Raw genomic sequence first — 21,336 nt, forward strand, 5'->3', positions numbered from 1 at the left:
TGAGAATTAAAGCTCAAGCAATGGCTGTACATTAATGTACTTGCCAATATTCTTAGACTTCGCTTTTGGTACGTAAGGGATCTCACCTAGCTTTGGCGCACCTAGTTTGTCTTCAAGCATCGCAATAATATCAGCGTAGTGCTCAGTGCCTGGATTAATGCGGTTTGCTACCCAACCAACTAAGTTTAGCCCGTCAGCACGAATCGCTTCTGCCGTTAACAGAGCATGGCTTAAACAACCCAGCTTAATACCCACGGTCAATACAACTGGAAGCTGTTCTTTTTTAACCCAGCTAGACAAGTATTCGTCATCTGAAACAGGTACACGCCAGCCACCCGCACCTTCAACTAGGACGATGTCAGAGTTTTGCTTATGCTCGTCTAGCTTCGCTGATAATACCGCTTCATCAATCACGACACCGTCATGCTTGGCTGCGATGTGAGGTGATGATGGTAGTAACAGTGCGTACGGGTTAACGTCTTCGTAAGCAATGTCTTGTGTCGCCGCTTCTTGAAGATGTAATGCATCACTGTTACGTAACCCTTCAGGGTATTGCTCACACCCTGCAGCAACTGGCTTGTAGCCAATTGTTGATAAATCTTGTGCGGCCAAAGCTTGAAGAATCGCTTTTGAAACCACAGTTTTTCCCACTTCGGTATCCGTACCTGCAATGAATAATGCATCAATCATAATTGAATAACCCCTAAACAAACTTGATATGTTGCTGGTAAGAAACCTTGATGGTTTTTGAACTCTCGATATTCCCGTTCAACAAGCTGCAACATGCGGCGACTTGTTAAACCTTGTGAGCGACCACTTACGTGATTAGCGCCGATGCCTTTAAGGTCGCGCATCAGTTCAAACGCAGTGTCGTACCAAACGGTGATGGTGGGCAAGTCTAGTTGATGAGCAGTACAGCTAGATTGCGCTAACGCAATTTTTACCTGATTGATTGTAATAAAATGGTTAACGTGTTGATGTGCGTCAATTTTGGACCATGACTTTTCCAGTTCAAACAGTGACCCATCAAGCAAAGTTGAAAAAATCACACGTCCACCAGCTGCTGTAACGCGCTTCATCTCTTTCAAAGGCGACGATAAATCATCACACCATTGCAACGCTAAGCTTGAAAAAACGATGTCAAAACACCCATCCTCAAACGGCAACTGTTCAGCGTCAGCTTGTTGATATAAAGAGACTGATGAGCCGCAGCGTTGTTCTGCCGCTTTTAACATTCCAACAGACAGGTCAGCACACACTACCTCAGCACCACGCTTCACTATCTGTTCGGAGAAATACCCCGTACCACAACCTAAATCGAGTACCTTTAAACCGGAGAGGTCGCTAGGTAACTTATCCAGTAATCGGTGGCCGACATCGCGCTGAAACTCAGCGTGTTTATCATAGGTTGTTGCTGCTTTGCCGAAAGCGTCGGCAATCGCACTCTTATCTTGGCCTACGTAATTATGCACGACTGCTTCTTGTGACATTTACTGAGCCTCATTGTTTATTTCGATGTGAGTTTCGCTATTCGATTCAAAGCTTGATTCACTTGATTGAACATTTCTTTCGACTGCTTGACGTAACGAACGGGTTAACTGAAGAATCTGCTTTTGAGTGTGATTGGCGGTTAATGTAATACGCAGACGAGCCGTCCCGGTCGGAACCGTGGGTGGCCTAATTGCAGTGACCCAAACTTGGTTGCGCTTTAATTCTTCTGCAACGGAGAGCGCAGCCTGAGCCTCACCGATCACAAACGGCTTAATCGGAGTATGAGTATCAACAAAACCTTTTACGCCATTCATCTGCTCCGCATAGAGAGCCCCTAGCTCGGTTAGCTTCTCGCGACGCCACTCTTGCGTTTGAATCATCTGACACGCATGAGACAAAGCCACAGCCTGTGAAGGTGGCATTGCCGTCGAATACACATGATGACGAGCAAATTGAGTTAAGTAGTCACCCACTTCTGATGAACACAAAATCGCAGCACCAGATAGGCCAAATGCTTTACCAAAGGTCACGACCAAGATATCAGGCGTTATTTGCGAAGCGTTGCAGCTCCCTGCCCCTTTATCACCCAATACACCAATACCGTGGGCATCATCAACTGTTAGCCAACTGTCGTATTGATTGGTCAGGTTAGATATTTGATTAAGGGGTGCCTGGTCGCCATCCATGCTGAACACGCCTTCCGTCACAACCAAGGATTGCGGAGAACGGCTTAATAACGACTCTAGATGTTGCGTGTCGTTATGCTTAAAACGTTTCATTGTGGCAGGAGAAAGCATCCCCGCTTCCATCAAAGAGGCGTGGTTAAGTTTGTCTTGCAATAGTGAATCGTCTTTCTCGAGCAGAGAAAACAACAAGGCTTGATTAGCACTGAAACCAGAGCTAAAGAGAATGGCACGTTCAAAACCTAACCATTCACAAAGTTGAGCTTCTAAATTTCGATGAGCAGGAGTAAACCCCGTGACCAATGGCGATGCCGCACTACCAGCACCATACTGAGAAAGTCCCGCTTGCCACGCCTCCACCAATTCAGGATCGCTCGCCAAGCCTAGGTAATCATTACTCGAAAAATTAATGAAGCTAGAACCTTCGCTAGTAAGCAAAGGACCATTACTGTTTTCTAACACCTTAAGTTGGCGAGTTAACCCTTGCTCACGGCGATGAGCAAGAGCTCTTTTGATACGAGATTTAAACAGTGGCATCGTAGAACATGTCATCTTTCGTTGGACGAGCAGCAACGCGCTCCACCACTTGATCTAACAGTTCGTTTTCTTGAATTTCATCAGGCTTTTGAGCCACTTCTTGGCTGTTGATACCCAGCTTCTTAAACAGCTGCATATCCGTGTCTTCATCTGGGTTCGGCGTAGTCAGTAGCTTACAACCGTAGAAGATAGAGTTCGCACCCGCCATGAAACACATCGCTTGCATCTGTTCATTCATGTTCTCACGGCCTGCAGATAAGCGAACCGCAGACATAGGCATCATAATACGTGCAATTGCAATCAGCTTGATGAAGTCGAAAGACTCAACATCATCGACGTTTTCCATCGGTGTGCCTTTCACTTTTACAAGCATGTTGATTGGCACACTTTCTGGGTGTACTGGAAGGTTCGCCAGCTCTACAAGAAGGCCTGCTCGGTCATTGGTGCTTTCGCCCATACCGATGATGCCACCAGAACAGATCTTCATTCCGGCATCACGCACGTGAGATAACGTATCTAAACGATCTTGGTAAGTACGAGTGGTAATAATGCTGCCGTAGAATTCTGGAGACGTATCAAGGTTATGGTTGTAGTAGTCCAAACCTGCGTCGGCTAGCTCACCTGCTTGATCCGGCGTTAACATGCCCAGTGTCATACAGGTTTCTAACCCCATGCCCTTCACACCTTTGATCATGTCAGTTAGGTGAGGCATATCGCGTTCTTTCGGGTTTTTCCATGCCGCGCCCATACAGAAGCGAGTTGAGCCCGCATTCTTGGCTTTTTGCGCCGCATCCAAAACACGCTCAACTTCCATTAAGCGTTCTTTGTCGACATCCGTTCGGTAGTGAGCACTTTGAGGGCAGTACTTACAATCTTCAGGGCAAGCACCTGTCTTTATCGATAAAAGCGTACTCACCTGCACGTGGTTGTGCTCTTGGTACTGTCTATGAACGACTTGAGCTTCAAACATTAAATCCATAAACGGTTTTTCAAGCAGCGCTGTTACTTCAGCAACTGTCCAGTCATGACGAACTTCCACGTGTCGATCCTTTTTTATTTTTTTGATGTTACAACTCTGTGTCTAGAGTTTGCATTTATGCTTGGCTAGTCTACCGACAAGCTTTAGACTGTCAACACATTGATAATATCAAAAGTTTACATCTGATTATTTTTTAATCACCTTAAGAATGGAAGTTACTATGGATCTCGCCTTTGATCGCCAGCATATCTGGCATCCCTACACATCAACGTTAACACCTCTGACCTGCTACCCAGTCACCAATGCAGACGGTGTTTACTTAGAATTAGAAGGCGGACAACGAATTATTGATGGTATGTCGTCTTGGTGGTCAACCATTCACGGCTACAATCACCCAGAGCTCAATGCCGCTGCTCATAGCCAAATAGATAAGGTTTCACACGTTATGTTTGGTGGTATCACCCACCAGCCTGCCATCGATTTATGTAAGAAGCTTCTCAACCTAGCACCAAGTAATCTTGAACATGTATTCTTGGCCGATTCAGGCTCAGTTGCCGTAGAAGTGAGTCTTAAAATGGCGCTTCAATACTGGCATGCCAAGGGGCAACCTCGTTCGAAATTCCTCACACTCAGAGATGGCTACCACGGTGATACCTTTGCAGCGATGTCAGTGACCGACCCTGACAACTCGATGCACAGCCTCTATAAAGGTTTTCTGCCAGAACACATTTTCGCTGATTCACCAAAAACTGGCTTTTGGGATGAGTGGAACGCCAAAGACATTGATAGCTTTCGCGAAAAGTTGACCGTACACCATGAAGAAATCGCTGCCGTGATCCTAGAGCCAATTGTTCAAGGCGCTGGCGGTATGCGCATCTACCACCCTGAGTTCCTAAAACAGGTTCGATTGCTGTGTGATGAATTCAACGTATTGCTGATTTTAGATGAGATTGCGACCGGGTTTGGCCGCACTGGGAAATTGTTCGCGTGTGAGCATGCCGATATTCAACCGGACATTCTATGCTTGGGTAAAGCGCTGACTGGCGGCTACATGACCCTTTCTGCAACGCTGGCGAGCAAAGAGGTAGCAGATACGGTATGTGGTGGTGAAGCAGGCTGCTTTATGCACGGGCCAACCTTTATGGGTAACCCATTGGCTTGCGCGGTCGGTGCGGCAAGTTTATCCATCATAGAGCAAGGCCATTGGCAAAATCAGACTCAACAGATTGAACAGATCTTTTCAGAATTGCTGCCACCTTTGCGAGAGCATGATCTGGTGAAAGACGTACGCTGGTTGGGCGCGATTGGTGTAGTTGAAACGCATTCGCCTGTCGATATGGAAACCATTCAAGCTCACTTTGTTGAACAAGGTGTTTGGATTCGCCCATTTGGTAAATTGATTTATATGATGCCTCCTTTCATTAGCAAACCTGAACATATCGAACAACTTGTTTCAGCCATTGAAAGTGCATTACAGGATAATAACTGCTTTAAGTAAAACTAACGGAGTTTACTCTTATCTTCCTTTGTTAGTGAATCTCATAAATTAAAAGGCCTTACGTGAAAGTAAAGCCTTACTCTATTTTCGGTGATAGTTAACAATTTAACGTAATTGGCTATCTTTACTTGCTCGACGGTTAAACAATGAATGTCGATGTGCGTCATGCTCTAATATTGACTGACATTCGATACAGAAACGTACGCCTTTAATCGCAAGACGTCTTTGTTCTGGTATCTCATCACCGCATTCATCGCAATAACGCAAGCTTTCTCCGCCTTGAATGTTACCTCTTACTCGAGAGATCTCATCATCAATGGTATTTTGAATTTGCTGGCTGACACTATCGTCACCAGCCCATCCTACGGCCATAAGCCCTCCTCAGTATTTGAACGAGAAAATCTATACCTACCGCGGTAAGAGCATATTATAGCCATATTTAAGGATTGTAATAATTATCAAAATTAATAAAACACTATTACGCACAGGTAACAAAAGTTATTTATTTCTCGCCACCGCACTATTCTATAGGCAATAAAAAACCCAGCCTGCTGGCTGGGTTTTATGAGCAATCTGATGCTTAATCAGTCTAATTAACCGATGTGCGTTACGCCGCCCATGTATGGCTGAAGCACTGCTGGGATAGCAATACGGCCATCAGCTTCTTGGTTGTTCTCAAGAATAGCAACCATAGTACGACCAACAGCAAGACCAGAACCGTTTAGTGTGTGTACAAGTTCAGGTTTCTTCTCGCCTTTACGACGGAAACGAGCTTGCATACGACGTGCTTGGAAATCCCACATGTTTGAACAAGAAGAGATTTCACGGTAAGTCTCTTGTGCTGGAACCCATACTTCTAAGTCGTAAGTTTTCGCAGAACCGAAGCCCATGTCACCTGTACATAGAATCACTTTACGGTAAGGAAGCTCTAGAAGTTGAAGTACTTTCTCAGCGTGACCAGTTAGCTCTTCAAGCGCTGCCATTGAGTCTTCTGGCTTAGTGATTTGTACTAATTCAACTTTGTCGAATTGGTGCATACGGATAAGACCACGAGTGTCACGACCGTAAGAACCCGCTTCAGAACGGAAACACGGCGTGTGAGCCGTCATCTTAAGTGGCAGTTCAGCTTCATCAGTAATTGTGTCACGAACCATGTTCGTTACCGGAACTTCCGCAGTAGGGATAAGCGATAGCGTCTTAAGAGGCACATCACTTACTTGCTCAGTTAGCGGGCTTGTGTGGAACAAGTCTTCGCCGAACTTAGGAAGTTGACCAGTACCGTAAAGGCTATCGTGGTTCACTAGGTACGGTACGTACATTTCTGTGTAGCCGTGCTCATCTGTGTGAAGGTCCAACATGAACTGAGCAATAGCACGGTGTAGACGCGCAAACTTGCCTTTCATCACGATGAAACGAGAACCAGAGATTTTAACTGCGCTAGCAAAATCAAGACCGCCAGACATTTCGCCAAGATCTACATGATCTTTCACTTCAAAGTCGTAAGTCTTAGGTTGACCCCAACGAGAAACTTCTACGTTGTCGTCTTCATCTTTACCATCTGGCACTTCTGCATCAGGTAAGTTAGGAATAGACATTGTGATCGTTTCTAGCTCAGATTGAAGATCAGCCAATGCTACTTTAGCTTGGTCTAGTTCTGCGCCTAAGTTGCCTACTTCTGCAAGGATACGCTCAGCTTCTTCATGGTCGCCTTTTGCTTTCGCTTGACCAATGGACTTCGATCGAGAGTTACGTAACGCTTGTAGCTCTTCAGTTTTCATCTGAAGGGACTTACGTTTTTCTTCAAGTTCACGAATTGTCTCTACATCAAGGGTGAAGCCTCGACGTGCTAATTTTGCCGCTGTTTCATCCAGCTCAGCTCGAAGTAATTTAGAATCCAGCATTGCTAATCCTATGCTTTAGTTATTTGAATATTCAGTAGTTTGCTACTGAATCACTGCTAAACCCCTAAAACTGGTGCTATTTCGACCAACTTTTAACGATTTAATTGAATTTTTATGACTAGGTAACGATATCCAAAAAAGACTACTTTTCATAGCGTTTTTGTGGGCTTTTTGCGTCCAAATCCGCCAGATAATCTAGCTTCTCGCCAATTTTGGTCTCTAAGCCTCGTTTTGTTGGGAAATAGTATTGCTTCTCTCCCATTTCAGGAGGCAGATACTTTTCACCAGCCGCGTAGGCTCCAGGTTCGTCATGAGCATAACGGTATTCTTGCCCGTAGCCCATGTCCTTCATCAAAGTTGTGGGTGCATTCCGCAAATGATGAGGGACTTCATACTCAGGCAGATTGTGCGCGTCTGTTAACGCTTGCTTCCAAGCTGTATAAACGGCGTTACTCTTTGGTGCACACGCGAGATAAACAACCGCCTGTGCAATCGCACGCTCCCCTTCAGCAGGGCCAATACGTGTAAAACAATCCCAAGCCGACATCGCGACTTGCATTGCGCGAGGGTCAGCATTGCCAATATCTTCAGAAGCAATCGCCAGCAAGCGTCTAACGATATACAGAGGATCGCAACCTGCCGCAATCATGCGTGCCGACCAATATAAAGCGGCATCAGGGTTTGAACCACGAATTGACTTATGAACTGCGGATATTAGGTCGTACCAAATATCGCCTTTATTATCAAAACGAGCGACCTTCTCACCGGCCACTTCAGCCAGCAACTGCAAGGTTATCGCTTTCTCGCCTTTATCGTTCTCTTCTGCCATGTCATACAGCAGTTCAAGATAGTTAAGCGACATACGCGCGTCGCCGTTAACCAGTTCTGCAAGGCGATCTAAAACATTATCAGCAAAATCAGCAGGCACATCACCTAACCCGCGTTGCTTATCTTCAATCGCTTGGCGGATAACGAGGGAAATATCCTCGGTATTGAGAGAAGTCAGTTTGTAGACACGCGCACGTGACAACAAAGCATTGTTCAATTCAAAAGAAGGGTTTTCTGTCGTCGCACCAATAAAGGTCACGGTACCATCTTCGATATGAGGCAGAAAAGCATCCTGCTGACTTTTGTTAAAGCGATGGACTTCGTCCACAAACAGGATGGTTCTGCGCCCTGCTTGCTTGTTCTCGCGCGCTTTTTCAATCGCAATACGAATGTCTTTTACGCCCGAAGTTACCGCCGATACGCGTTCAACTTCTGCATTCGCATAGTTTGCTGCTACTTCGGCTAACGTCGTTTTACCGGTGCCCGGAGGCCCCCACAAAATCATCGAGTGGATATGGCCCGCTTCCAATGCTCTGCGAAGTGGTTTACCTGGGCCTAATATATGCTGCTGACCGATGTACTGCTCGACAGTTTCCGGTCTCATACGAGCAGCAAGGGGACGAAAATCTTCGTCCCCCGCAAAATCTAAGCTGTAATTACTCAATTGCAATCTCTTGATTCGTTGATGGCATTAATGCCTATCGACGTACTACCAAACGATCTGCTTGTTTAGATCAGTTTCTTTGGTCGTCGACCTCGACACCTTCCGGCGCCACAAAAGTAAAACGGTCTGCTGCAGGTTTACCCAAGTCAACATTGCTAAAGGTAAACTCACCTTTTTGACCGTCTTGTTCAACCACATTAAAGCCCTGAACAATGCCGCTCTCGGTGATATTAATCTGGAAGTCACCCTGATTAGAGTCCGCTGCCGTTGGTGTTAGTGTAAATTGGTTACCCGTTTGTGCGACATTGTAGTTATCCCAATCGCTTTCTTGGTTACGAGTCAGCAGTACGAAAGGCGTTTGCGACGTCGCTTGTTCTTGCCAGTAAATGCTCACTTGCTCAATGAACGGGCTGTAGTACCACAAGCTTTGGCCATCAGATACCAATAGGTTTTCATCAGGGAACGTGGTTTCCCAGCGGAATAAGCTAGGGCGCGCAATCTCTACAGTGCCCTCGCCTTCCATTACTACATCACCATCAGGGCTGGTCACAACTTGTTTAAAGTCAGCACTAAAACCTGCGTTCAATGCCAAACGGCTACTCAACTCTTCTTTCGGAGAAGCAAATACTGAGAAGCTCATAAATAAAAGTGCAAATACTTTTTTCATCAATAATCCTGTTAAAACATAAGTCGGTCATATTCTCGATTTGACCGACTTAATGGACATAAGTTCATAGGGCGTGTTGACCTAATCTTTTGGTGGCGCTGGCGCTAAGACTTCTCGGTTACCGTTATGGCCCGGCGCACTTACGATACCTTGCGCTTCAAGTTGCTCAACAATACGTGCTGCGCGGTTATAACCGATCTTGAATCGACGCTGTACGCCAGAAACTGAACCACGACGTGAGTGAACAACGTGTTCTACTACTTGATCAAACAGAGGATCGACTTCTTCATCACCTTCCATCTTCTCGCCCGGAAGCAAGGTTTCAGGAGTTTGTTCACCGTTGGTGATTTCATCAATATAGTTTGGCTTACCACGCGCTTTCCAGTTATTCACGACTGCGTGTACATCGTCATCAGACGCAAAGGCACCATGAACACGAGTTGTATGACTAGAACCCGGCGGCAAGTAAAGCATATCACCCATGCCCAATAGTGATTCGGCACCACCTTGGTCAAGGATAGTTCGTGAATCCGTTTTGGTTGATACCGTAAAGGCCACACGAGTTGGAATGTTCGCTTTGATAAGGCCGGTAATAACATCCACCGAAGGACGCTGCGTCGCTAGGATCAAGTGAACACCCGCCGCACGAGCTTTTTGTGCCAAACGTGCAATCAGTTCTTCAACCTTCTTACCGACCACCATGATTAGGTCGGCAAATTCATCAACGATAACCACAATGTAAGGCAGCTTCTCAAGCAATGGCGCTTCAGGGTCCATGCTGTCGCCCGGCTTCCACAGTGGATCGTGAATTGGATGACCCGCTTCCGCAGCCATCTTAAGCTTATCGTTGTAACCTTTAATATTACGAACGCCTAACGCTGACATCAGCTTATAACGGCGTTCCATCTCGCCTACACACCAACGAAGGGCGTTCGACGCATCTTTCATGTCGGTTACCACTTCAGACAATAGATGAGGGATGCCTTCATAAACCGATAGCTCAAGCATTTTCGGGTCGATCATGATGAATCGAACATCTTCCGGTGATGCTTTGTAAAGCATACTCAGAATCATTACGTTCACACCTACCGACTTACCAGAACCGGTTGTACCAGCAACCAGAACGTGAGGCATTTTCGATAGATCAGCAATGACCGCTTCACCTGCGATGTCTTGTCCTAGAACCACTGTCGTCGGCGATTTCGCTTCTTGGAACTGGGGGCTAGCAACCACATCTGAGAAGAATACCGTTTGACGACTCATGTTCGGCAGCTCTAAGCCAACATAAGGTTTACCCGGAATCACCTCTACAACACGTACAGCCAATGCAGAGAGCGAACGAGCCAAGTCCATAGAAAGGCCCGAAATACGGCTCACTTTCACGCCTGGAGCCAGATCAAGTTCGAATCGAGTGATTACTGGACCTGGGAAAATATCAACCACATCAGCTTTGATCTTATAGTCCGCTAGCTTAGATTCAACAAGGCGAGCAATCGCCTCTAATGCATCACGGTCAATAAAGGTTTCACGTTTTTCAGGGTGGAATAACAATTCAAGCGTTGGTAATGGCTCAGCAGGTTTCGGTAAATTAACATCTTGTTGAACCAAGAACGGGTTCTGCGCCGCTGCCATATTCGCTTGTGCTTCAGAAACAATGCTTTGGAATGCGGCGACATCTTGATCTTGATGCGAAGGTTCTTCTTCCGTTACCTCTTCCCAAGGAAGATCAACAGCTGGTTCTTGGCTTTGCTCTGTTGGTTGTTCAGGTTCTGAATGTTCTTCTTGGTAAGAGAAAGGTTCAAACTGCTCGTCGGTTAATGCTGCGTCAGCTAACTCAGCTTCAGTCTGTTCAGATTCAAGATCTGAAGCCTGTTCGTAGCTTTGATCTTCCGTTACATCAAACGGTGAAGGTTGTGCAGAGAAATCGTCTTCCACTGTTGCTTCTGGCTCGCCTATAGGTGAAGCGTATAAAGATTCAGGCTGAACATCTTCAGCACCGAATTCGCCATTTACTTGTGGTGAGCTATCTAACTCTGGTTCAGCACTTTCAAGTTCAGCATGAGTAGGGCTAACTTCTGATTGTTCGTTCTGCATGTATTGTTGGTACGCAACCTGAGACTCATGCGCGTCGACCTGATCTTGTTCCGCTAGATCATCTTCATACATGGCAGCATTTTCTAGCTGCTCTATCGTTGCATTCAACTGCTTCGAGCGCTCAATACCTTCTTCTAATGGCTCTTCTGGCGTTTGGTAAATAGGAGCAGTAGGGATCGGTTGCTCTGGCTCAATTGCAGCTTGAAGCTGAACCTGAGGTTGTTCATGAACAGCAACATCTTGCTTCGCAGCAGCTTCGACTGGCATGTGAATATTGTAATGACGCTTCGGCGATGCAGCATTGTCTAGCGCACTTGTCGCCACACCTGAAGAATCATTAGTCGCGGAAAAGCTCATCGCAGGATCTAGCGGGTCATGCTCTGTTGATTCTTTGTTGTCTTCTAAAGCAGGAACATCACGGTAAGTCGGCTCTTGATGACGCTCTTCGATTAAATCGCGGTCTGCTGATTCTCTTAACTGAGGCTCTAGTAGCTCTTGATCTTGGCCACGAGCCTTATTAACAGCAGATGTGAAGAATTTGATGGCACATTCACCCAGCCATTCCACAATGCTTAACCAAGAAATACCGGTTAATAGAGTAAAGCCAGCACCCCATAAGAAAAGAAGGACTAGCGTACTACCAAGAACATTCAACGTCGGAAGTGCAAGGCTGGTTAAGACGTCGCCCACTACGCCACCTGATGAAAAGTACCAGATGTCGTCAAAGTTGATATCCGCTAGACCACAACTAGTAAGGATTAAGATAGTCAGGCCGAGTAAGCGAGTGCCCCACAGCATGAAGTCGATCTGCTCGTCTTCATTACGTTTGCGGAATAATACCCACGCAGCAACCGTCACTAAGATAGGCAAAGGGTAAGCCAAAGAACCAAATACGAAGAAAAGCGTATCCGCCAACCAAGCACCTAGGTAGCCACCCGCATTTTGAATGTCACCACCCCACGCCGTTTGCGACCATGATGGGTCTGCAGGACTAAAAGTTAATAACGCAACGGCAAGTAGAATAGAGAAGAGAACACCGAGAATCAGACTGCACTCTTTGAGACGTTGAGAACCACTCAAACGAGGAGACTGGGGCTCTTCACTCGTTTTAATGATTGTTTCTACTTTATTACTGCTCTGCTTGAACATAAACCAACTTAATAATTAAACGGGATAAAAACATCTCGAGCGGCCGAAGCCGCTCGTTTCAATGAAACTACTGTTGATTTAACCATATCAAACAGAAAAACCCAATTCCAGAAAGCAAGAAAGCGGAACAAATGTCCGCTTTCTTTCATTTCACCAATTGTGACTAACGAGTTTTAATCACAAGTTGATTGGTTTGTTTCACTTCTTCCATTACTACGTAAGTTCGAGTGTCGTTTACGCCCGGTAGACGAAGTAACGTATCACCCAGTAGCTTACGGTAAGCACCCATATCAGATACACGTGTTTTTAGAAGATAGTCAAAATCACCCGACACTAAATGACACTCTTGGATGTCATCCAGTTTCTGCACAGCGGTGTTGAATTGTTCGAACACATCTGGCGCACCACGGTTCAACGTAATTTCAACAAACACTAAAAGTGAAGCATCAAGGTACTGTGGGTTCAGCAACGCTGTGTACCCAGTAATGTAACCTTGACGTTCTAAACGACGAACACGTTCAAGACATGGAGTCGGAGAAAGTCCTACTCGTTTTGAGAGTTCAACGTTTGAGATACGACCGTCTTTTTGCAACTCATTAAGAATGTTGCGGTCAATACGATCTAGTTCCTTGGACGGCTTCTTATAATTGTCTGCCATTTTTTATTCCACCTTATTACTTCCTTGCAAAAAAATATACTACAACTTTTTAATATTCAGTATCAAATTTTATCTGAACCTATCTATACTAGATATTAATTCGACAGAATTACCCTACACATAGATAAAACAACCAAAATAAAATGAGGAGTCAGGATGATCATTGGCGTACCTAAGGAAATCAAGAACCACGAATACCGCGTTGGTATGACCCCAGCTAGCGTGAGAGAACTAATCTCACACGGCCACCAAGTTTTTGTAGAAACCAATGCCGGTACTGGTATCGGTTTTTCAGACGATGATTACATCGCTGTAGGCGCATCCATTCTTCCTACTGCTGCTGACGTTTTCGCGAAAGCAGAGATGATTGTAAAGGTTAAAGAACCTCAAGCTGTCGAGCGAGCTATGCTTCGCGAAGGGCAAATATTATTTACCTATTTACACCTTGCACCAGATTTTCCACAAACTGAAGAGCTTATCAAGAGCAAAGCTGTCTGCGTAGCCTATGAGACTGTAACAGATAATATGGGTCGCTTGCCACTATTAGCACCAATGTCTGAAGTAGCTGGTCGTATGTCTATTCAAGCAGGTGCACAAACATTAGAGAAATCTAACGGTGGTTGTGGTCTTCTTCTTGGTGGCGTTCCAGGTGTTGAACCAGCAAAAGTTGTTGTTGTTGGCGGTGGTGTTGTAGGTGCTAACGCAGCACGTATGGCTGTTGGCCTTCGCGCTGATGTTACAATTCTTGACCGTAACGTAGATACTCTTCGTCGTCTTGATGAAGAATTCCAAGGTCGCGCAAAAGTGGTTTATTCTACTGAAGACGCTATTGAGAAGCATGTTCTAGAAGCTGACCTAGTCATTGGTGCAGTACTGATCCCAGGTGCAGCAGCGCCTAAACTGGTTACAAAAGAACACATCGCTAAGATGAAGCCAGGCTCAGCTGTTGTTGACGTTGCTATCGACCAAGGCGGTTGTTTCGAAACTTCTCACGCGACAACTCACGCAGACCCAACTTACATTGTTGATGACGTAGTTCACTACTGTGTTGCTAACATGCCAGGTGCTGTTGCTCGTACTTCAACTTACGCACTTAACAATGCAACACTTCCTTACATTGTTAAGCTAGCAAACAAAGGCTACCGCGAAGCACTTCTATCAGATAAAGGCTTCCTAGAAGGTCTAAACGTAATCCACGGTAAAGTCACTTGTAAAGAAGTTGCAGAAAGCTTTGACCTAGAATACGTAGATCCAGCAGAAGCTATCGCAATGTTCAACTAATGATGTAATGGCTAGCTGAACGCAATAACCTTCTCGTTGAGCGTTCAGTTAACTCATACACATTAAACAAAAAGCCAGTACGACATTATGTCGCGCTGGCTTTTTTGTATTTATAACTTTTACTTTGTATTCAGAGTTTAGATCGTAAAAACACGTACCAGTGCTGTTTACCGCTAGATCTTAACCCCATGAATCAATAGATTTCTTGGCGTAATACTGCGCTCGCAGAACTCTTCAATTGAAGCTTCATAACCTTGTTCTTGCAGGTAGAGTGCACGATCTAAAGCTAACCATATCTCTAATGGGCGCCTGAAAACTTGTTGAACCAGACTTAGCTTTTCCATTTCCCAGAAAAGTCCTTCGCCTTGAACAAAATAAGAGTCAAAATCGATATCTGAGCCCAGCGATAGTTCTTTCACTTCAGATGCCCAGCGACAGAATGATTCAAATCCCTCAGCTAACTCTGATTTTTTGATACTCGGAACAGGTATGTACTCGTCAATCCCCATTTCGGACTTAAGCAGTTGGCTAAAGCCCAGACGGTAACTCATCTCTAGTTGACGATGTCTCTTTACTCTTTCACCACCAGTAACGGTTTCTTGCAGCGGGATTCGCAAATCACTCTTACTCAATGTCAAAGTAGAACTTTTCGCGACAGAAGACATCGCTTGATAGCTTTCGTCTCTGATCAAGTGATAGCAACAAGGAGAAATGGTTACTGCAGGTAACCCATGTGCGACAGACTTTTTAACCAACTCAACGTGCAGGTCACCACAAGCATGAAGAGCTACTGCATGTTGGTCTGAGTTAAATACATTATCGGCATCGTCTGAAAACGCGTCACCTTGAACAAAGCTCATCTCTAACTTCAGGTCATCAGCAATCTTTTGTCCGCTTTCGCATAACGATTGCTGCCATTCAAAACTAGTGACTTTTTGATCAGATTGCTGAGATAGAATTCGACCGAGGAATCCCTTTCCAGAACACCACTCGAGCCACTCTTTGCCATGGTGATGATCTAATACAGCCTCGCCCATCGCGATAACTTGATATAGCTTTCGGCCAGGAATACCCTCAGCAGTACCACGAGGGAGGTCTAAACCAACCAAAGCTGTGTTATCGAACTGGATATTCTGAGTGGCAGTATCTAATTCAGGGAGGAAGCGAGTCAGTTCCTCAACCAAAAGCTTGGGCTGCTCTTTTAAAGTTTGAATGCTTTCATTATTTAAGCTTTCTAACCAATCAACGAGTGGACGATTGACCTCTTTCCACGGCTGCTGTTGAGTTTGGCATAGGTGAAAAGGCTCTGAACGCCAGTAAATCTGGTGCTCTAGCAAAAATGAATCGAGTATTTTAAATCGTGAATGCATGCTTCCCCCTATGATGCGTGGATTGTAGGGGGAAGAGGTCAAAATGGAAAGGGGCGATAACGAGAACTAAAACGAAAGCTAAAGCCCAAAAGAAAAACGGCCTGCAAATACAGGCCGAATAAAAATCTAGATTTACACGATGAGATTAACGAACAGGTAGCTCAATATCTTTAAACATCTCTTCGATCTCTTCATTCGATTTCAAAGAAATAGCTTGCTCAACCACTGGGCGAGTTAGGTGCGGCGCAAAACGCTCCATAAAGTCAAACATGTAAGAACGCAGGAAGGTACCTTTTCTAAAGCCAATACTGGTTGTGCTTGCACCAAATAGATGGCTCGCATCAATCGCAACCAAGTCAGTATCTTGCTCGTGGTCAATCGCCATACTTGCGATGACACCAACACCAATGCCCATACGAACGTAGGTTTTGATGACGTCTGCATCGGTTGCGGTAAACACAACGCGCGGTGTTAGACCAACTTTGTTGAACGCCGTATCAAGCTCAGAACGTCCAGTGAAACCAAATACGTAGGTCACTAGGGAATAAGCCGCAAGATCTTCAATCGTGATATTGCGCTTCTGTGCCAGAGGGTGATCTTTGGTCACGACGATCGAACGGTTCCAGTGATAACAAGGCAGCATAATTGCGTCTTGGTATAGGTGCAGCGCTTCCGTTGCAATCGCAAAATTCGCTGTCCCCTTAGCGACTGCTTCTGACATTTGGCTTGGTGTGCCTTGGTGCATGTGAAGCGATACTTTTGGATAGCGCGCCGTGAAACCTTTAATCACATCAGGCAGTGCATAACGAGCTTGAGTATGAGTGGTTGAGATATTCAACGTGCCCATCTCGGGATGAGTGTGCTCGCCGGCTACGGCTTTAATACTTTCAACACGAGCCAAAATCTCTTGAGAGATACGAATGATATCCTCACCCGCTTGGGTAACCTGTGTTAAATGCTTACCACTACGCTCGAAAATCTGAATACCTAGCTCATCTTCAAGTAATCTAACTTGCTTACTAATGCCAGGCTGAGATGTATACAAACTCTCTGCTGTCGCTGAAACATTTAGGTTATGGTTTACAACCTCAACAATGTACTTCAGTTGCTGTAACTTCATATCTAACCTCGTAATCCTTTACTCATTTCTGTGCTAACTTATTTGCAAAGAGAGCGTGATAGTCTCGTGTAATATAATTATTAGTTATAACGCTTCGAGCACAGAAATGACAGAAAAATTGAATTTTTATAGCTCAACAAACAAAAACATCACTAACGCTTTGCAACCAAGTCCTCATTCTCATACATTAGTTGGTAAATTTTGATTGCCGATTTCGCTCAACAAGAGATAATCAGAAATTGCAATTTACGAGTGCCGATACACAATGGAATCGTGTATCCTCTCTAGTTAGCTATAGAAAACAATAAGCAGACACAAATATATGAATATTGGTTTAATAATCGCCTTAGTAGCCGTTCTTTTGGTGTTGGTTTTAGGCTACAACATCATGCTTCAATACAAAGTTAAGGTAGAAACAGCGAAGAAACAGGAAGCATCTCGTTATCTAACCATTATTGACGGAACAGAAGAGCTGATTGGCAATGCTCACCATATGCCGTTTAGCCAAGATCTTCTTATATGCTTAAACAATCGAATTCTAGATGCATTAGAAAACATGTATCAGCTCGATCCTAAAAACAAGCAGCTTGCCCAACGCATTGAAAGTGTAAAACAACAGATCACGCAACTTAAAGAGAACTACCAAGGTGGTGAAAGCACTACTTTCCGCGTGCCAAGCAGTGACAAGCAAGCAATCATGATGCTTAAGCTAGTTAAGCGCCTACGTGACACGGTACGTAACGAGCACAATAAAGGCCGCTTCGAGACTCAAGCTTATGTGGTTGAAAACGCTCGTCTAGAGACGATTCAAATTCGCATCAACATCGAAAATGTTATCAAGCGTGCAAACGACTCGATTTCTCGCGGACAACCAGGAACGGCAATTCAGTTACTGCGTAAAGGTATTGACGCACTAGCCACCAAGAACGATTCATATTCAACTCAAGCAAAAGAAAAGCTTCAGCAGATGCTTAACGAGCTTGATCAGAAGCGCCAAGATAAAAACGCGCAAGATTTACAACAGATCGAATCTAAAGAACGTGATGACGACATGGATGCCCTCTTTGGTCAGAAGAAGAAATGGTAACAGTCTAACTCAACACTTAAAGGCCGCCTTATTTACACAAATAGGCGGCCTTTTTTGTGCCTGTCGAATTTCCTTTCTCTGTATAGGGAGATCTCTTGAGCTGTGATAAAATCTCGCATTATCAACAAACTTGCCCTGACCATGTATCAAGAATTATTAGATCCAATCCACTCTTTTCTTAAAGCTGAAACGCCAGATTCATGGATCGATGAAGCCAAAAAGCCTGAAAATCTGCACATCATTCTGCGCGACCACATGCTTTGTGAACTTAAGGCGGCACAGAGTGCTTTGTTCCTTATCCGCAAGTACGCCGTTGATAAAGAAAGTGCAAAGCAACTGAATGAATGGATTTTGCCATACGAGCAATTTGCTTACCGTCGTATCGGAGACTTAGAGTCTCTGCGTGGTAAAAGCAACGTATCCAAGCAAATCACAGCGAAAGAAGGCTGTAATTACGGTGCTGACCTGATCGATAAGATGGTACTACTGATCAAAGAAGAGCTGCATCACTTCTACCAAGTCATGGAGTTGATGGAGAAGAAAGGCGTGACTTACCAACCGATCGAGGCGGGTCGTTATGCTAAAGGCTTGATCAAACAAGTTAAGACTTACGAACCTGATGCTTTAGTTGATAAGCTTATCATCGGCGCGTTTATTGAAGCACGCTCTTGTGAACGTTTTGCAAAACTGGCCCCTTTCTTAGAAGAAGACATGGAGAAGTTTTACGTATCCCTACTTCGTTCAGAAGCTCGTCACTACCAAGATTACCTTGAGTTAGCAGAGCAAATCGCAGGTAAAGATATCTCGGAACGTATCGCCCACTTCGCTCAAGTAGAAGCGGATCTGATCACCTCAGACGACAGCGACTTTAAATTCCACAGTGGCGCACCAGTATAATCCGCTAAGAAAGCACGCTCCAATCCAAACAAAGAAGGCCAGCTATTTGCTGGCCTTCTTATTTGTTTCGCGCTAGCTATAAGAGAAAGTTAAGCTAGCGTGCCGTTGATCTCAGCAAGCACAGCAGCAGGGTCTACAGCTTGAGTAATTGGACGACCGATAACCAAGTAGTCAGAACCTGATTCAATCGCTTTAGAAGGCGTCATGATGCGCTTCTGATCACCAACATCAGCGCCAACAGGGCGGATACCTGGAGTCACTAGTTTAAACTCCTGACCAAGCGCATCTTTCAATAAAGAAGCTTCTTGTGCTGAACACACCACACCGTCGAGACCAGAGTTTTTTGTAAGAGAAGCTAAACGCATCACTTGTTGCTGTGGTTCTAGATCCAACCCAATACCCGCTAGATCCGATTGCTCCATGCTCGTCAGTACTGTTACGCCAATCAGCAATGGACGATCTTTACCGTAAGGCTCCAAAATTTCGCGAGAAGCCGTCATCATGCGCTCACCGCCACTTGCGTGTACATTTACCATCCATACGCCTAGTTCAGCGGCTGCACGAACGGCTTTTGAACATGTGTTCGGGATATCGTGGAACTTTAGGTCCAAGAATACTGAAAAACCACGCTTGTGTAATTCACGAACAAACTCAGGACCAAACAGGGTGAACATCTCTTTACCCACTTTAAGGCGGCAAGATGCTGGGTCAATACGATCAACAAAGGCTAACGCATCCGCTTGGTTGTCATAATCCAAGGCTACAATGATTTTTTGGTCGTTCATTTCATCTCCTAACGCAGTTAACTTTCTTAAAAAATATCTATCTACCCTTGCAGGCGATATATAACAGTCATAAAAATGCAGCCCGAAAGCTGCAATTAATAATTTGGTCTTTTAATGACCACAAATCTATTCACCATCCAACCCACGAATAGGCTTGATCGTTCCCCACCCCTTACATGAAGGGCAGTGCCAATACATTGAGTGTGTTGAGAATCCACACTGACGACAACGATAATGAGGCTTAACCTTAAGCTGTTCACCAACCATAGATTGAAGCGTAGTTAAACTTTCTTTTGCTCGACCTTCTTCGGCTTCTGCTAGGTGATAATCGATTAATCGATAAAAACCTTTCATAGTTGGGTTTTTGACAAGCTGCTTGGTCAGTAACTCTTGAGCAGAACCAATGTCTTCATGATGCGCGACCAACTGAGCAAGCATCAATTCAGCGGATACACCGGCTTTATTCTGGATACACGCTTTAAGGAACTCGACCAGTAGCGCTTCTTGCCCAAGTTTGTGGTAACACTCAGCAAGGGTTGGCAACACCTCACTAATAAAATCGATATCTTGTTCGAGTACCGACTCCAGACAATCAATTGTCTTTTGGTAATCTTCATTCGCTAAGTGGAACTTACCTAAAGCAATACTGGCACGGACACATTTAGGGTCTTCAGAAAGCGCCTTCTTGAAGTGCTGAAGTGCTTTTGAGCGATTGCCATCAGCTTGTTCCTGCATCGCAAGTTCACACCAAAAATGCGCTACTGTCGCACGCATCTTCATTTTCTTCTTACCAAGCTTAACGAGGATATTTCCGTAATGGATAGCCTTATTCCACTCTCGAGTTTGCTGATAAATAGCAACTAACTGCTGCAAAGCACCCTCTTTGTGGTCGGGTTCTTCTACAAGCTGTTCAAAGATTTTTTCGGCGCGATCAAGAAAACCAGAGACCATGTAGTCTTTAGCTAATTGTTGCAGTGCGAGATTTTTCTGGTCGAGAGTAAGCCCCGAGCGGGAGATAAGATTTTGGTGAATACGAATAGCGCGGTCGACTTCGCCTCTTGAGCGGAACAAGTTGCCCAAAGCCAAGTGAGTATCAATGGTTTCATTGTCTACTTGAAGTAGTTCAATGAAGTGATCAACCGCTTTGTCAGATTGGTCTGACAGTAATAGGTTCAAACCCGTCACGTATTGACGGGAGATCTGGTGTGATTGCTTTTGTTTTTCTTGCTGAGCATTACGATTACCCATATACCAACCATAAGCGGCTGCGATGGGCAAAAGTAAGAACAGTAACTCTAACATCAAATATAGCCTTTAAGCTTTAGTATCAGCAGCGACCTGCTTTGATTGCTTATTGAGTTGCTTCTTCAAGCGATGAATTTTTAGCTGAGACCGCATGTGCATATTGCCAAAGACTAACCAAGCAAGGCCGAAGCCTGAAACGAACACAACGCCTAGTAAACTTGATAGATGGAAGTCACCTTGCGCTAGCAGATAGTTGAAATTCACAGTTGTTTGGTTTTGAGAGCCTAAAGCCAGTGCAATTAGGAAAAGTGCGATAACGGCGACTATTTTTATAATTTTCATAGTTCATCACTCATTGGTTAGTTAGCTGTACGATTATGCAGGAAAATTACTAATCAGACC

Annotated in this window: 19 protein-coding genes; 4 read left to right on the forward strand and 15 right to left on the reverse strand. The window is 44.9% G+C overall.

Translation table 11 applies throughout. From position 1 onward, the window contains the following. Nucleotides 1-6 precede the first annotated feature (6 nt). From bioD to bioB, 4 genes are read right to left on the reverse strand one after another with little or no spacing between them, the layout of a single operon-like run. The gene (gene bioD / locus AB8613_RS03025; protein WP_017631372.1) at nucleotides 7-690 is read right to left on the reverse strand and encodes a dethiobiotin synthase; all 684 of its coding nucleotides are present in this window, start codon (nucleotides 688-690) and stop codon (nucleotides 7-9) included. Beyond that, the gene (bioC, locus tag AB8613_RS03030; RefSeq protein ID WP_371713210.1) at nucleotides 687-1,490 is read right to left on the reverse strand and encodes a malonyl-ACP O-methyltransferase BioC; all 804 of its coding nucleotides are present in this window, start codon (nucleotides 1,488-1,490) and stop codon (nucleotides 687-689) included. Before bioC ends, bioD begins: the two co-directional genes overlap by 4 nt. After that, complete coding sequence (gene bioF, locus AB8613_RS03035; protein ID WP_372384459.1) at nucleotides 1,491-2,711, reverse strand: 8-amino-7-oxononanoate synthase; 1,221 nt, start codon at nucleotides 2,709-2,711, stop codon at nucleotides 1,491-1,493. Beyond that, nucleotides 2,698-3,750, reverse strand: a complete 1,053-nt coding sequence (bioB, locus tag AB8613_RS03040; protein ID WP_048609384.1) for a biotin synthase BioB — start codon at nucleotides 3,748-3,750, stop codon at nucleotides 2,698-2,700. The genes bioF and bioB overlap by 14 nt, the downstream gene beginning before the upstream one ends. 160 nt (nucleotides 3,751-3,910) lie before the next feature. Here bioB and bioA point away from each other — a divergent pair, with 160 nt between their 5' ends. Beyond that, entirely contained in the window at nucleotides 3,911-5,188 is a 1,278-nt protein-coding gene (bioA, locus tag AB8613_RS03045; RefSeq protein ID WP_372384460.1) for an adenosylmethionine--8-amino-7-oxononanoate transaminase, read from the forward strand. Nucleotides 5,189-5,293: 105 nt separating this feature from the next. On the opposite strand, the gene AB8613_RS03050 is transcribed toward bioA, so the two are convergent. The 6 genes from AB8613_RS03050 to lrp all read right to left on the reverse strand — a co-directional run bounded on the left by AB8613_RS03050 (nucleotide 5,294) and on the right by lrp (nucleotide 13,149). Beyond that, nucleotides 5,294-5,560, reverse strand: coding sequence for a DksA/TraR family C4-type zinc finger protein (locus AB8613_RS03050; RefSeq protein WP_146491846.1), 267 nt, complete (start codon nucleotides 5,558-5,560; stop codon nucleotides 5,294-5,296). A gap of 221 nt (nucleotides 5,561-5,781) precedes the next feature. Then, the gene (gene serS, locus AB8613_RS03055; RefSeq protein ID WP_010439959.1) at nucleotides 5,782-7,089 is read right to left on the reverse strand and encodes a serine--tRNA ligase; all 1,308 of its coding nucleotides are present in this window, start codon (nucleotides 7,087-7,089) and stop codon (nucleotides 5,782-5,784) included. A 142-nt stretch (nucleotides 7,090-7,231) separates the two neighbouring features. Beyond that, nucleotides 7,232-8,581, reverse strand: coding sequence for a replication-associated recombination protein A (locus AB8613_RS03060; RefSeq protein ID WP_372384461.1), 1,350 nt, complete (start codon nucleotides 8,579-8,581; stop codon nucleotides 7,232-7,234). A 70-nt stretch (nucleotides 8,582-8,651) separates the two neighbouring features. After that, a complete protein-coding gene (gene lolA / locus AB8613_RS03065; RefSeq protein WP_372384462.1) occupies nucleotides 8,652-9,248 on the reverse strand; it encodes an outer membrane lipoprotein chaperone LolA in 597 nt (198 codons plus the stop codon). Nucleotides 9,249-9,329: 81 nt separating this feature from the next. After that, nucleotides 9,330-12,491, reverse strand: a complete 3,162-nt coding sequence (locus AB8613_RS03070; protein WP_327784012.1) for a DNA translocase FtsK 4TM domain-containing protein — start codon at nucleotides 12,489-12,491, stop codon at nucleotides 9,330-9,332. A gap of 163 nt (nucleotides 12,492-12,654) precedes the next feature. Further along, on the reverse strand, nucleotides 12,655-13,149 hold the full coding sequence (gene lrp, locus AB8613_RS03075; protein ID WP_004734558.1) for a leucine-responsive transcriptional regulator Lrp: 495 nt from the start codon (nucleotides 13,147-13,149) through the stop codon (nucleotides 12,655-12,657). 156 nt (nucleotides 13,150-13,305) lie between these two features. On the opposite strand from lrp, the gene ald reads away from it, so the two are divergent. Then, entirely contained in the window at nucleotides 13,306-14,430 is a 1,125-nt protein-coding gene (ald, locus tag AB8613_RS03080; protein ID WP_008224299.1) for an alanine dehydrogenase, read from the forward strand. A 173-nt stretch (nucleotides 14,431-14,603) separates the two neighbouring features. On the opposite strand, the gene AB8613_RS03085 is transcribed toward ald, so the two are convergent. Together AB8613_RS03085 and cysB are read right to left on the reverse strand one after the other, a co-directional pair. Next, nucleotides 14,604-15,800 carry a methyltransferase gene (locus AB8613_RS03085; protein ID WP_372384463.1) on the reverse strand — a complete coding sequence of 399 codons (1,197 nt, stop codon included), beginning with the start codon at nucleotides 15,798-15,800 and terminating at the stop codon, nucleotides 14,604-14,606. Nucleotides 15,801-15,945: 145 nt separating this feature from the next. Continuing rightward, on the reverse strand, nucleotides 15,946-16,920 hold the full coding sequence (cysB, locus tag AB8613_RS03090; protein WP_017060244.1) for an HTH-type transcriptional regulator CysB: 975 nt from the start codon (nucleotides 16,918-16,920) through the stop codon (nucleotides 15,946-15,948). Nucleotides 16,921-17,242: 322 nt separating this feature from the next. Here cysB and AB8613_RS03095 point away from each other — a divergent pair, with 322 nt between their 5' ends. Next, nucleotides 17,243-18,007: a DNA repair protein gene (locus AB8613_RS03095; RefSeq protein WP_146491842.1), complete on the forward strand. Its 765-nt coding sequence runs from the start codon at nucleotides 17,243-17,245 to the stop codon at nucleotides 18,005-18,007. A 102-nt stretch (nucleotides 18,008-18,109) separates the two neighbouring features. After that, nucleotides 18,110-18,904 carry a tRNA isopentenyl-2-thiomethyl-A-37 hydroxylase MiaE gene (locus tag AB8613_RS03100; protein WP_315897547.1) on the forward strand — a complete coding sequence of 265 codons (795 nt, stop codon included), beginning with the start codon at nucleotides 18,110-18,112 and terminating at the stop codon, nucleotides 18,902-18,904. Nucleotides 18,905-18,993: 89 nt separating this feature from the next. On the opposite strand, the gene pyrF is transcribed toward AB8613_RS03100, so the two are convergent. From pyrF to AB8613_RS03115, 3 genes are all read right to left on the reverse strand, one after another. Further along, complete coding sequence (gene pyrF, locus AB8613_RS03105; RefSeq protein ID WP_372384464.1) at nucleotides 18,994-19,689, reverse strand: orotidine-5'-phosphate decarboxylase; 696 nt, start codon at nucleotides 19,687-19,689, stop codon at nucleotides 18,994-18,996. A gap of 126 nt (nucleotides 19,690-19,815) precedes the next feature. After that, complete coding sequence (gene lapB, locus AB8613_RS03110; protein WP_060982844.1) at nucleotides 19,816-20,991, reverse strand: lipopolysaccharide assembly protein LapB; 1,176 nt, start codon at nucleotides 20,989-20,991, stop codon at nucleotides 19,816-19,818. A gap of 12 nt (nucleotides 20,992-21,003) precedes the next feature. Then, entirely contained in the window at nucleotides 21,004-21,276 is a 273-nt protein-coding gene (locus AB8613_RS03115; protein WP_010439925.1) for a LapA family protein, read from the reverse strand. Between the last annotated feature and the right edge of the window lie 60 nt (nucleotides 21,277-21,336).

The sequence above is a fragment of the Vibrio sp. BS-M-Sm-2 genome (assembly GCF_041504345.1).
GTDB classification, from domain to species: domain Bacteria; phylum Pseudomonadota; class Gammaproteobacteria; order Enterobacterales; family Vibrionaceae; genus Vibrio; species Vibrio satsumensis.